The organism is Ornithinimicrobium avium (genome assembly GCF_003351765.1).
Lineage (GTDB): Bacteria > Actinomycetota > Actinomycetes > Actinomycetales > Dermatophilaceae > Ornithinicoccus > Ornithinicoccus avius.
In genome coordinates this window covers 713,088-725,704 of the sequence record NZ_CP031229.1, presented here as the reverse complement: position 1 = coordinate 725,704, position 12,617 = coordinate 713,088, and the positions used below count along the sequence as shown (strand labels likewise).

Annotated in this window: 11 protein-coding genes and 1 tRNA gene; 3 read left to right on the top strand and 9 right to left on the bottom strand. The window is 72.0% G+C overall.

The features are described 5' to 3' along the window. Nucleotides 1-4: 4 nt before the first annotated feature. Entirely contained in the window at nucleotides 5-2,122 is a 2,118-nt protein-coding gene (gene pta / locus DV701_RS03450) for a phosphate acetyltransferase (protein WP_114927081.1), read from the bottom strand. A gap of 66 nt (nucleotides 2,123-2,188) precedes the next feature. Between pta and DV701_RS03445 the strand changes: the two genes are divergently transcribed. The 3 genes from DV701_RS03445 to DV701_RS03435 all read left to right on the top strand — a co-directional run bounded on the left by DV701_RS03445 (nucleotide 2,189) and on the right by DV701_RS03435 (nucleotide 4,098). Continuing rightward, a complete protein-coding gene (locus DV701_RS03445) occupies nucleotides 2,189-3,124 on the top strand; it encodes an aminotransferase class IV (RefSeq protein WP_228255199.1) in 936 nt (311 codons plus the stop codon). 77 nt (nucleotides 3,125-3,201) lie between these two features. Then, nucleotides 3,202-3,948, top strand: a complete 747-nt coding sequence (locus DV701_RS03440) for a trypsin-like serine peptidase (RefSeq protein WP_228255198.1) — start codon at nucleotides 3,202-3,204, stop codon at nucleotides 3,946-3,948. 76 nt (nucleotides 3,949-4,024) lie between these two features. Further along, nucleotides 4,025-4,098, top strand: a tRNA-Val gene (locus tag DV701_RS03435). A 51-nt stretch (nucleotides 4,099-4,149) separates the two neighbouring features. Here DV701_RS03435 and DV701_RS18090 read toward each other — a convergent pair. The 8 genes from DV701_RS18090 to DV701_RS03400 form a co-directional block, all read right to left on the bottom strand. Then, entirely contained in the window at nucleotides 4,150-4,305 is a 156-nt protein-coding gene (locus DV701_RS18090) for a hypothetical protein (protein WP_162802722.1), read from the bottom strand. 142 nt (nucleotides 4,306-4,447) lie between these two features. Further along, the gene (locus DV701_RS03430; protein ID WP_202863618.1) at nucleotides 4,448-5,551 is read right to left on the bottom strand and encodes an enolase C-terminal domain-like protein; all 1,104 of its coding nucleotides are present in this window, start codon (nucleotides 5,549-5,551) and stop codon (nucleotides 4,448-4,450) included. A 7-nt stretch (nucleotides 5,552-5,558) separates the two neighbouring features. Further along, the gene (locus DV701_RS03425) at nucleotides 5,559-7,379 is read right to left on the bottom strand and encodes a thiamine pyrophosphate-requiring protein (RefSeq protein WP_114927080.1); all 1,821 of its coding nucleotides are present in this window, start codon (nucleotides 7,377-7,379) and stop codon (nucleotides 5,559-5,561) included. After that, nucleotides 7,376-9,145, bottom strand: coding sequence for a GMC family oxidoreductase (locus DV701_RS03420; RefSeq protein WP_114927079.1), 1,770 nt, complete (start codon nucleotides 9,143-9,145; stop codon nucleotides 7,376-7,378). The genes DV701_RS03425 and DV701_RS03420 overlap by 4 nt, the downstream gene beginning before the upstream one ends. After that, nucleotides 9,142-9,915, bottom strand: coding sequence for a gluconate 2-dehydrogenase subunit 3 family protein (locus DV701_RS03415; protein WP_114927078.1), 774 nt, complete (start codon nucleotides 9,913-9,915; stop codon nucleotides 9,142-9,144). The genes DV701_RS03420 and DV701_RS03415 overlap by 4 nt, the downstream gene beginning before the upstream one ends. Then, nucleotides 9,915-10,379, bottom strand: coding sequence for a hypothetical protein (locus tag DV701_RS03410; protein WP_114927077.1), 465 nt, complete (start codon nucleotides 10,377-10,379; stop codon nucleotides 9,915-9,917). Before DV701_RS03410 ends, DV701_RS03415 begins: the two co-directional genes overlap by 1 nt. A 168-nt stretch (nucleotides 10,380-10,547) precedes the next feature. After that, nucleotides 10,548-11,972 carry an MFS transporter gene (locus DV701_RS03405; protein WP_228255197.1) on the bottom strand — a complete coding sequence of 475 codons (1,425 nt, stop codon included), beginning with the start codon at nucleotides 11,970-11,972 and terminating at the stop codon, nucleotides 10,548-10,550. Next, a complete protein-coding gene (locus DV701_RS03400) occupies nucleotides 11,969-12,526 on the bottom strand; it encodes an NUDIX hydrolase (RefSeq protein ID WP_202863617.1) in 558 nt (185 codons plus the stop codon). Before DV701_RS03400 ends, DV701_RS03405 begins: the two co-directional genes overlap by 4 nt. Nucleotides 12,527-12,617: the final 91 nt, after the last annotated feature.

The following is a 12,617-nucleotide window of genomic DNA, read 5'->3' as shown; positions in this document are numbered from 1 at the left end:
CCCCTCAGCCCCTCGCCTGGATCGCGGTGATGGCCACGGTGTTGACGATGTCGCGCACGGTCGCTCCTCGGGACAGGTCGTTGACGGGGGCGTTGAGACCCTGGAGCACGGGGCCGACGGCGACGGCTCCGGCGCTGCGCTGCACCGCCTTGTAGGTGTTGTTGCCGGTGTTGAGGTCGGGGAAGATCAGGACCGTCGCCCGCCCCGCGACGGTGGAGTCCTTGAGCTTGGTGGCGGCGACGGCGGGGTCCACGGCTGCGTCGTACTGCAGCGGACCTTCGACCGGCAGCTGCGGGGCGCGCTCGCGGACCAGGGCGGTCGCGGCGCGGACCTTGTCGACGTCGGCGCCGGTGCCCGAGCCGCCGGTGGAGTAGGACAGCATCGCGACCCTGGGCTCGACCCCGAAGCGCTCGGCGGTCACGGCCGAGGAGATCGCGATGTCGGCCAGCTGCTCGGAGGTGGGGTCGGGATTGATCGCGCAGTCGCCGTAGACGAGGACGCGGTCGGCCAGGCACATGAAGAAGACGCTGGAGACGACCGAGACGCCCGGGGCGGTACGGATCACCTCCAGGGCCGGGCGCACCGTGTGCGCGGTGGAGGTGATCGCGCCGGACACCATGCCGTCGGCGTGGCCGAGGTGGACCATCAGCGTGCCGAAGTAGGCGGGGTCGGCCACGATGTCGCGCGCCTGCTCGGCGGTGACGCCCTTGTGGGCGCGCAGCCGGGCGTACTCGGTGGCGAAGTCCGCGCGCCGCACGTCGGTCTGCGGGTCGAGGACCTCCGCGGCGTCGAGGTGGAGGCCCAGGGTGGCCGCGCGGGCCCGGACCTGTCCCACGTCGCCGAGCAGCGTGAGCCGGGCGGTGCCGCGGGACAGGATCGTCTCGGCGGCGCGCAGGATCCGGTCCTCGGCGCCCTCGGGCAGCACGACGTGGGCGTCGGCGGTGCGCGCGCGGGCCGAGAGCTCGTGCTCGAACATCAGCGGTGTGACGACCCGGCCCCAGGGCGGAGGCTGGTGGTGCCCGGCGGCGGTCATCAGGACGTCCATGTCCAGGTGCTGGTGGACCAGCGCGCGGGCACGCTCGATCTTGCGGGTCGACCCCGGCCCGATGCGCGCCTGCACCCGTGAGATCGCCGCCGCGGTGTCCATCGTGCCGGTGTCGCAGCTGACGATCGGCAGCTCGACCCCCACACCCTCGACGAGGCGGAAGACCTGCTCGCCGGGCAGGAAGCCGCCGTTGAGCACAACACCGGACAGGGAGGGGAAGGTGGAGGCGCGGTGCGCCATCAGGCTGGCCAGCAGCACGTCCTCCCGGTCGCCCGCGCAGATCAGCGCACAGTCGTCGTGCAGGCGGTCGAGCACGTGCGGCATGGTCATGCCCGCCACCACCATGCCGGTGACCTCCCGGTCGAGCAGCTGCTCGTTCCCCAGGAGCAGGTGACCGTCGACGGCGTCCATCAGGTCGCGGACCGTAGGTGCGGCCAGGAGCGCGTCGGCCGGGACCGGGAAGACCGGGACCGGGCCGGACACCCTGCCCCGGCGCTTGCCGGTGGGCGTCGTGTCCGCCCTGAGCCGCTCGACGATGCCGGCGCTCAGCGCCTCGCCCTCACCGGCGGGCACACGGTTGGCCACGACGGCGGCGACGTCGGCGTGGCGGCTGCGCGCCTCGTCCACGATCAGCTGCGCCGCGGTGACGCTCTCCTCGACGGAGCGGTCGAAGCACGGCACGACCAGCACCATCGGTGCGCCGATGTGGGCCGCGATCGCGGCGTTGACGGAGAACTCGGTGGGGGCCGGCACTCCGGTGAAGTCGGAGCCGACGACCAGGACGCTGTCGTGCTCGGCGGCGTAGGCGTGGAAGCGCTCGACCGCGGTGCCGACCGCCGTGTCGTAGCGCCGGTGCACGTCGTCGTAGGTGACGCCGACCGCCTCCTCGATCCCCACCGGCGAGGTGGACAGGGGATGCAGCAGCTGCAGCAGCCGGTCCTGCGCGGTGTCGAGCACGATGGGCCGGAAGACGCCGACGCGCCCGCCGCGCCCGCACAGCTCGGCCAGCAGGCCGACGGCGAGGGCGGACTTGCCCGACTGGATCTCGGCCGAGGAGAGGTAGAGGCTCGTCGTCACACGACCCAGCGTAGTTGTGCAAGGTCCCGGTCTCGTCCACGACCTCCAGGTGGCACAGTGGGGCCCATGACGGACGGCACGGCGAGGAGCACGACCGGAGGTATGCCGCAGGTGCGGGTATGGGTGGACGGCCGCCTGGTGGGGGACGAGCCGTCCTTCAGCGCGCTCGACCACGGCATCACCGTCGGCGACGGGGTCTTCGAGACCGGCAAGGTGGAGGACGGGGTGCTCTTCGCCGCCGACCGCCACCACGAGCGGATGGACCGCTCGCTCGCGGGCCTGGGGCTGCCGCCGCTGGACCGGGCGAGGCTGCAGGAGGGGATCGACGCGGTCCTGTCGGTGGGGCCGATGCCGTTCGGGCGCCTGCGCTACACCGTCACCGCCGGCCCCGGACCCCTGGGGAGCGAGCGGGTGCCCGGCGCCACGACATACCTCGTCACCGCCCAGCAGCAGCAGCGGCCGGCGGCGACGACGGAGGTCGCGGTGGTCCCGTGGGCCCGCAACGACGTCGGTGCGCTGGCCGGGCTGAAGACGACCTCCTACGCCGACAACGTGGTGGCGCTGGCTGCGGCGAAGCAGGTGGGGGCGAGCGAGGCGATCCTGCCGAACACGGCCGGGCTGCTGTGCGAGGGGACCGGCTCCAACGTCTTCGTGGTGGTCGGCGGGGTGGTGCGCACGCCGTCGCTGCGCAGCGGTCCGCTGGCGGGGGTGACCCGTGCGCTGACGATCGAGTGGTTGCAGGCCGAAGGTCTTGAGGTGGTGGAGGAGGACCTGCCGATGTCGGTGCTCGACGAGGCCGAGGAGGTCTGGATCACCTCGAGCACCCGCGACGTGTGCGCGGTGGGCAGGCTGCACGTCACCGGCCCTGCGACCACGCTCGGCGGCCGTGAGCTGGCGGCCCCGCCGGTGAGGCCGCGGTCGCTCGGGGAAGGGCCCGGACCGGTCGGCCGCCTCGCCCGGGAGGTCTTCGCCCGGCGGGCTGCCGCGGACCCGAACCCGTAGCGGCGGACTGCACGGTCGGGGACGATTCTTTACCGAACCCATACGAGGCGGCGAGGACCAAGGCCGAGCGGGCGGCCGTGCGCGCCTACTGGACGACCGAGCGGATGGAGGCGGCCATCCCGATGGAGCTGGGCGGGCCTCGTGCGACCAAGGGCAAGCCGGGCAGCGGAGGCGGCTCGGCCAAGGCGGTCAAGGTGGACGAGCAACCGCAGTTCGGCAAGGTGTTCTTCACCATGGGCGGGTCGAACTACGTCTGCTCGGGGACGGCCACGACCAGCAGCAACCAGGACGTGGTGACCACGGCCGACCACTGCGTCAACGAGGGGCCGGGCGGCTTCGCCACCAACTTCGCCTTCGTGCCGGCCTACGACCACGGCGCGGCTCCCTACGGCACGTGGGTCGCCGAGAGCCTCTTCACGACCGGCGCCTGGGCGAACGGGGGAGACTTCAACCACGACGTGGGCTTCGCGGTGATGGCGGAGCAGGGTGGGCAGAGCCTGACGGACGTGACCGGGTGCTACCCGATCGCCTTCAACCAGGGCTACGGGCTGACGTTCGACGCCTACGGCTACCCGGCGGCCAAGCCCTACGACGGCCAGGACCTGTGGAGGTGCTCCGGGGTCGCCGGCAGGGACACCCGCGGCACCACCGACCACCGGCTGCCGTGCTCGATGACCGGCGGCTCCAGCGGCGGCGGCTGGATCACCGGCGGCAGGCTCAACTCGGTCAACTCCTTCGGCTACCGCGGCGAGAAGGACGTCATGTACGGCCCGTACTTCGGCACGACCGAGCAGTCGGTCTACTCCACGGCGGCCAGCAGCTGACCCGACGCGCGGCGCCGATTTCGTCCGGCGGGTGCGCACCGGCTAAAGTGTGTCCTCGCGCCCGTCGGGCGTGTCCGGACGTGTAGCTCAGTTGGTTAGAGCGTTCGCTTCACACGCGAGAGGTCAGGGGTTCGAGTCCCTTCACGTCCACCCTCATCGATCGCGGCGTGTCGATGTCCCGAGACTTCTCACCCGTGCGCATCATTTCTCTGCAGAGGTGCCCTCCGCCTGGGGCGCAGGCGCCGTCTCCTCGTCCACGGGCGGACGGTCGGCGTCGGCGATGGCCTCTTCGGGGCGCGGCGGGACGGTCTGGTCCTCCTCGAGGACCTCGAGCTCATGGTCGGGCTGAACAGTCATGGCTGCCTCCTGTGCAGAGTTTAAGGGATCCCCTCACGGCTATGTGATCTTCCGCATCAGCAGATTCGGCCAGCGGTGGGACCGGCTCCCCACATCCGAACAGGCGCCACGGCGCTCCGAGCGCGTGCCTCGCGGTGCCAGCTCAGCCCAGGAGGTGGTCGGCGATGTCGGCCTCGCGCACGGTCAGTCCCATCCCGGGACGGGAGCGGTCCGGGACCAGCCGGCCCGAGGTGGGAACGAGCACCCCGTCGAAGACCTTTGCCTCGATGCGGACGTGGTCGTGGAAGTACTCCAGGTGGCGCAGGTGCCAGACCGCCGCCGCTACGTGCGCCCCGGCCTGCGGCGCGCAGTGCAGGGACAGATCCATGCTGCGGGCGTCGCAGAGCGCCGCGACGCGCAACAGGCCGCTGACGCCCAGTGCCCGGGTCACGTCCGCCTGCAGGCAGTCGACCGCCCCGGCGGTCAGCATGCGGTGGAAGTAGGGCAGGTCGAAGCCGTACTCGCCGGCGGCGACGTCCAACCACCCCGGCCCGCGGTCGCGCAGCAGGCGCAGGCCCTCCAGGTCCTCGGAGCTGACCGGCTCCTCGAACCAGCGCACCCCGAGGTCGGCGTACACCCCGGCCCAGCCCAGCGCCTGCTTGCGCGAGTAGGCGCCGTTGGCGTCGACGAAGAGCTCGGTCCCGGGCCCGACCGCCTCACGAGCCACCTGCACCCGGTGCCGGTCCCGGTCCGGGTCCCGGCCGACCTTCATCTTCACCCGGGGGATGCCTTCGCCGACCCAGCCGGACAGCTGGTCGCCCAGCTGCTGGTCGTCGTAGGAGGTGAACCCGCCGGAGCCGTAGACCGGCACGCTCTCGCGGACCGCCCCGACCGCTAGCGACAGCGGCTGGTCGGTGAGCCGGGCCGACAGGTCCCACAGGGCGATGTCCACCGCCGAGACGGCCTGGGCCACGAGACCCGGTCTGCCGAGGTTGCGCACGGCGTGCTGCATCGCGGCCCAGGACGCGGTCGGGGTCAGGGCGTCGCGGCCCTGCACGACCTGGGACAGCGTCTCGTTGACGACGGCCGCCGCAGGAGCTCCGCAGTAGGTGTAACCCACCCCGGTCCTGCCCCCGGCAGAGGCCCGGACCAGGATCATCGTCGTGGAGTCCCAGCTCAGGGTCCCGTCGGACTCGGGGGCGTCGGTCGGGAACCGGTATGCCGCCGCCTCCACCCGCTGCACCGGGACCGTGCTGTCGGTGAGCACCAGGACCCTACTTCCCCTCGTCGCTGCTCAGCCTGCTCCGGGCGCCCGCGAACAGCTCGGCGCCCACCGCCCGCAGCGAGTTGGCGATGACCCGGACCTCCGCCGGGTCACCCTTGAGCAGCGTCTTCAGCACGCCCTTGGCCTCCTCGTAGGACACGTGGGCGGGCAGGGGCGGGACGTTGCGGTCGGTGCGGACGTCGAGGATGACCGGCCGGTCCGCGGCGAACGCGGCGTCCCAGGCGTCCGCCACCTGGTCCGGCCGCTCCACCCGGATGCCGCGCAGCCCGAGCAGCTCGCCGTAGGCCGCGTAGTCCATGTCCTCCACCAGCTGGGAGGTGTCGTAGCGCGGGTCGCCGGCCTCCCTCATCTCCCAGGAGACCTGGTTGAGGTCGTCGTTGTGCAGCACCAGCACGATGAACCGCGGGTCAGCCCACTCCTGCCAGTGCCGCTTGACGGTGAGGATCTCGTTCATGCCCAGCATCTGGAAGGCGCCGTCGCCGATCGTGCAGATCACCGGACGGTCCGGGTGGGCGAACTTGGCGGCCACCGCATACGGCATGGCCGCGAGCATCGAGGCCAGTCGTCCGGAGAGGTTGCCGCTCATGCCGCGGCCGAGCTTGAGGTGGTGGCCGTACCAGTCGGCGGTCGAGCCGGCGTCGGCGGTGACGATGCTGTTGTGCGGCAACCGCTCGTTGAGCAGCTGGTAGACCAGGCGCGGGTTGATGGGGTCGGCCTCGGTGCGGGCCTCCTGCTCCAGGACCGCGTCCCAGTCCTGCATGCCGCTGATCACCCCTTCCTGCCAGCTGCGGTCGGTCTGCTCCTCCAGCAGCGGCAGCAGGGCGGCCAGGGTGGCTCTGGCGTCCCCGGCCAGGTTGACCTCCATCGGGTAGCGCAGGCTCAGGTGGGCCGAGGACAGGTCGATCTGCACGCCGCGGGCCTGGCCCGTCGCGGGCAGGAACTCGGCGTACGGGTAGTTGCTGCCCACGACCAGCAGCGTGTCGCAGTCCTGCATCATGTCGTAGCTGGGGCGCGACCCGAGCAGGCCCAGCTGCTGGGTGTGGTAGGGCAGGTCCCCGGGCACGACGTCCTTGCCCAGCAGCGCGGTGACGATGCCCGCGCCCAGCCGGTCGGCCACCGCGATGACCTCGTCGGTCGCGCCGCGGGCGCCCTCGCCGACGAGCATCGCCACCTTCCTGCCGGCGTTGAGCACCTCCGCCGCGCGGCGCAGCTCGTCCCGGGGCGGGGTCAGCGCGGTCGAGGCGTGCCCCACCCCCGTGCGGGAGACCCAGTGCTCCACCTGCGGTGCCTCCATCGGCAGGTTCTGGACGTCGGCCGGCAGGATGACCACGGCGGGACAGCGCCAGGCGTGGGCGATCCGCACCGCGCGGTCGACGACCATCTGGGCCTGCATCGGCGTCGTCACCGTCTGGACGAAGCCGGCGACGTCGGCGAAGAGCCGTTCGAGGTTCATCTCCTGCTGGGCCTCGCTGCCCAGGGAGACCCGGCCCTGCTGCCCCACGACGGCGACCACCGGCTGGTTGTCCATCTTCGCGTCGTACAGGCCGTTGAGCAGGTGCACCGCCCCGGGTCCCGAGGTCGCGATGCAGACGCCGACCTGACCGGTGAACTTGGCGTGGGCGCAGGCCATGAACGCCGCGATCTCCTCATGGGTGGGCCTGATGTAGCGGAAGTTCTTGCCAGCACGCTCGGCGCGCTCCAGGGCGCCGTCGAACCCGCCGATGCCGTCGCCGGGGAAGCCGTACCACTGGTGCAGGTCCCATTCGATCAACCGGTCGATCACGAAGTCGCTGACGGTCTCGTTGCTCATCTGTTCGTCCCTTTCCGTGGTCCTCGTGCGGCGGGCCCGGGAGCTCGTGCGCGCTGTGCGCGACCGACCGGCGTGCTGCCGGCGCGAGCCTGGGGGTCCTCGTCCATGGCGCTGCCGTCCGCCATCCGCTCGGCGAGCCGGGAGGCCAGCGCCATGATGGTCAGCGCCGGGTTGGCGGCGCCCTGGGTGGGGCACACCGAGCCGTCGGCGATGAACAGGTTGGGCACCGCCCAGGCACGCTGGTTGGCGTCCACCACGCTGTGCTGCGGGGAGCTGCCCATCCGGGCGCCGCCGATGAGGTGCGCGTAGCGCTGGATCGTCAGGGTGTCCTGGGCGCCGGCAGCATCCAGCAGTCCGAGGATGACGTCGCCGGAGTAGGCGATGTTCGCCTTGTCGTTGTCGGTCAGCGTGTAGTCCATCCGAGCCACCGGCAGGCCGTACCGGTCCCGCTCCTCGGCCAGCGTGACCCGGTTGTCGGGGTGGGCGATCAGCTCGTTGAGCACCCCGACCGTGGCCCAGTGGTTGTAGTCGCGCATGTACTCCCGCAGCGCCTTGCCCCAGTGCCCGGCGGCCAGGACGTGCTCGGCCCAGCCGATGGGCAGCGGGGAGACCGTCTGGATGGAGAAACCGCGCTTGAACCCCCGCGAGTCGTCGGTCTCGTAGAAGTCCTCGCTGGACACCTCCGGCGGCGGCGCCTTATACATGCGCAGCTCCTCGGGCCAGCGGCCCGCGGTCTGGGTGGCCCCTTGCACCATGACGTAGCGGCCGACCTGGTCGTGGTCGTTGCACAGGCCGTGCGGGAACCGCTTGCTGGTGGAGTTCAGCAGCAGCCGGGGTGTCTCGATGGAGTAGCCCGCCACGGCCACGAAGGAGGCACGCTGCAGGTGCTCGGTCCCGTCCTGCTCACAGCGGTAGACGACCCCGCTCGCCTGACCGCGCTCGTCCAGCTCGATGCGCGTGGCCATCGAGCCGGACCGGATCTCCACGTCGTGCGCCAGAGCGTCGGGCAGGTGGGTGACGTAGGGGCTGGCCTTGGCGTTGACCTTGCACCCCTGCAGGCAGTAGCCGCGGTAGATGCAGTGCGGCCGGTTGCCGAACGTCCCGTTGACGATGCCGACCGGCCCCACCCGCATCCCGATCCCCTGCGCGAGCGCACCGCGCCAGATCTTGCCGGCGGCCTCGGAGACCGGGTGCGGGCTGAACGGGTAGCTGTGCGGGTACCCCCAGGGCCAGTCCTGGCCGGCGACCGGCAGCTCGGCCTCGACGCGCTCGTAGTGCGGCAGCAGGTCGCGGTAGCGGATCGGCCAGTCCGCGCCGACGCCGTCGCGGGTCCAGGTCTCGAAGTCGGAGGGGTGGAACCGCGGGGTGTAGCCCGCGTAGTGCACCATCGAGCCACCCACGCCACGGCCGGAGTTGTTCTTGCCCAGCTCGATCGGGTCCTGCCCGCCGATGATCCGCTTCTGCGTCCAGTACAACGCGTGGGACCCGGCCTCGTCGGAGACCCAGTCCTCGTCGGGGTCCCAGAACGGCCCGGCCTCGATGATGACCACCCGCCAGCCGTGCCGGGCCAGCCGCTGGGCCAGCACCGAGCCGCCGGCGCCGGCGCCGACGACCACCAGGTCGACCGTGTCGCCCTCGTCGTAGCGGCGCATCGTCGCCCGTCCGGGCAGGGCACGGGAGTGCACGTCCAGGAGGAAGCGGGAGTCGTTGTCCGCAGGGCCCACCGAGCCCTTCGCCAGCGTGCGCACACGGTCACCGAGGGTCATCCGGGGAACTCCTGCGGGTGCTCCTCGACCGCCCTTCCGGGCCGTTCGGAGGTGGCCCCCGGCCGTTCGAACGGCTCCAGGGTGCTGAGCGGGCCGATCCGCATGTACCCGCGCGGGTAGGCCGGGCCACCGAACCCGATCTCGTTCCACGCCCAGGGGTGGGCGTAGAAGCAGGACAGGACCGCCCGCATGCACACCGACCAGGCGCGAGCGACGTTGAGATCCTCCCAGCCGCCGCCGGCGAGGCTGCCCCGGGACAGGTCTTCGACGATCGACTCCTGCTGCTGCGGCGTGCAGCCGGCGAAGACGGCCCCGTGCCGCTCCCGGCCGGTGCGGTCCAGACCGGCGAGCACCCTGACCCACACCTGCTCGTCCGGCGGCATGTCGGCGTACTGGAACCCGTCCAGCATCCCGTCCGCCAGCTTGGCGTCCACCATCTCGGCCACCGGCACCCGCGGCTCCCGGTCCTGCCCGGTGCACACGTCGCAGAACGCCCGCAGGGCGGGCTCCTGCTCGGCGGTGAAGAACCGCAACGGCCCGGGCGTGTCCAACCGGCGCAGCACGACCCTGCGGGTCGCCTCGTCCCAGGTGTCGGCCTGGCTCAGCACGTCGTAGTCCGGGTAGCGACCGATCATCTGCGGCGTCGTGCCGACCCGCTGCCGCGGCAGCCAGGAGGGGTCGGGGGGCCGACCGTCGGCGCGCAGCTGCGGCAGGTGCTCGCCGCGGTCCTTGTCGGGCTGCTCGGGGCGGACAGGGTCGCCGCGCGGCATCACTTCTCCCGCCGCAGCAGCGCGGCGAGCAGGCCCATCCCGCCGACGACGCACATCAGGCCGGGTGCCGCGATCGGCGGCCCCATCGGCACGTTGTACGTCGCCAGCGACCAGCCGCCCGGTTTGCGGGCCACCCCCCGGGCGTGGAAGTACTCACCGGCCAGACCGTCGAGGGCGTAGATGCCGGCGGCGACCGGCAGGACGGTCTTGGCCCAGCGCCGGCTGAAGACGCCGGCGATCCCGGCCACCACGACCGGCGGGGTGACCAGGATCGGGGACCACATCCACTTGTTGCCGAAGCTGGCCTTGTAGTGCTCGAAGTACACCTCTGCGGTGGTGATCACCGCAGCCACAGCGGTCAGCCCCGACAGCGAGCGCTCGAAGCGGCCATGCTCGATGTTGGCGACCATCCGGTCCAGGACGTGGTCGTCGGGCCGGCTCGGAGACCTCCGCGGAAGGAACATGGAAGCACTGCCTTTCTTCGTCACGGACCAGCACCCTGGACGGGCTGAAGGGGGTGGCCGACCCGGTGGGTACCTTCACGTTCCACACCTACTCCTGTTGTCCGCCCGGCGCCACTCGAAGCTCGGGTACGGCAGTGGCCACCGCGGCGCCCGCCCGGCGAGCGCCGGTCAGGCAGGACGGTCCGGGTCCCCCGGCGGCTCGCCGGGCGGGCCTTCCGGCGGTGCCGACGGGTCCTGCGGGGCTGCCGGGGGGAACGACAGCCCGGGCAGGAGCGCCTGGCCGCCGCGCAGCGCCTCGAGCGCGCCGGGGTGCTCGGCGATCATGGCGCGCCCCTTGGTGCGGTAGCGGAGCAGTTGGAGCACGCCGACCGCCCAGAACGGGAACTGCACCGACATCGCGATGCGGAAGTCGGTGAGGGTGTAGGTCCCCGGCCCCCCGGGCGCCAGCTGGTCCAGGACCAGTCCGATGAGCCCGATCGTCATCAGGGAGGCGAGGAAGCCGCCGATGTTGATCATGCCGTTGGCCCGGCCGTAGCGCTCCGAGGGGTGGAAGGTGCGGGCCAGGTCGAAGCTCACCATCGACCCCGGACCGCCGACGGCGGTGATCATCACCATCACCACCAGCAGCCAGAAGGGTGCCGGCCCGGGCCACAGCAGCACGACGGCCCACACCCCCGCGATGGTCGTGACCAGGACGAGGACCAGCGTCGAGCGGTGGTAGGGGATCCGGCTGGTCAGCAGGCCCACCACAGGTCCGGCGGCGATCGCGGTCACCGTCATCACGATGAGCATCCCGCTGGCGGCCGTCGAGGACAGACCCTCGGCCATGAGGAAGGGGTAGCCCCACAGCATGGTGAAGACGGTCGGCCCGAACTGGGAGGAGAAGTGGACCCACAGGCCGAGCCGCGTGCCGGGGTTGCCCCAGACCTCGGCCATCGTCCTGGCCAGCGCGCGGATCTTGATCCGCTCCACGACCTCGCCGGTGTAGGGCGAGTCGCGCACGAGGACGAGAAGCGCGACGCCCAGGACGATCCCGGAACCGGCCGCGACGCCGTAGGACCACTCCCAGCCGAACCGCGCGAGCGCCGCGGCCAGGGGAGTGGCAGCCGCCACCGCGCCGAGCTGGCCGACCATGCTGGTCAGCTGGGTGACCATCGGCGCCTGCTTGACGTGGAACCACAGCGCGATGAGGCGGAGCAGGCTGGTGAAGATCATCGCGTCGCCGACGCCCAGCAGGACGCGCGAGACGACGCCGGCCTCGAAGGTGCCGGCGAAGGCGAAGCCGAACTGGCCGATCGTCATCAGCGTCAGGCCGACGAGCATCAGCCGCTTGGAGCCGTAGCGGTCGAGCAGCACCCCCACCGGGATCTGCATCGCCGCGTAGACGCTGAGCTGGAGGACCGTGAAGATCGAGAGCTGCCCGGCCGAGATGTCGAAGCGCTCGGCGGCGATGATGCCCGCGACCGCCAGGGAGGTGCGGTGAAAGACGGCGAGGGTGTAGACGGACAGGCCGACCAGCCAGATGATCCACGCCCGGCGCCGCCCGATGTTGTGCACCTGGCGCCGAGGCTCAAGACCCGTGCGTGCCGTCAACAGCGGTCCCTTCCCATCCCGTGCACTCGCCGGTGCCCCGACCTCTTGTGCTGGATCCGGCGCGGCACCTCCCTCAGCGCCAGCCGGGCCCACGTCCTTACCTCCTCGGTCACCGTCCGGGTGCGCAGGCCCTCCTCGTCGACCCACTCCATACCCTCCTCCTGGCCACGGGGGCGGGGGAGCGGGCGGTCGCCCGGGTGCCCTTCGGGCACGGCGAAGTAGATGAGGTCGATGTGCTGGTGCGGCGGGTCCTTGGAGATGTCCTCGACCTGCACGCCCTCGGGCCGGAGGAGCTGACGGGGGGAGCCGTCGGCGTCGTGGTCGATCCCGGGGGAGCCCACGAGCCGCACCGCCAGCCCGGTCTCCTCGAGCGTCTCCCGCCTGGCCGCGTCGTCGGGCAGCTCGTGCGGCTCGATGTGCCCGCCCGGCGGCAGCCACAGGCCGAGCTTGCGGTGCGGGTGCAGCAGCACGTGCCCGCGGTGCACCACGAACGTGGCGACGGTGAAGTGCTTGGTGATGCCGTCCGGCGGCTCCCGGTCCTCGACGTGTCCCACGCGGGCGACGATAACCGGGCGGGTATGCGGTGCCGCGGACGGTAGGGTTGGGCGGCACCACCGATGCCAGAGCCACGCACCCCGAGGAGCA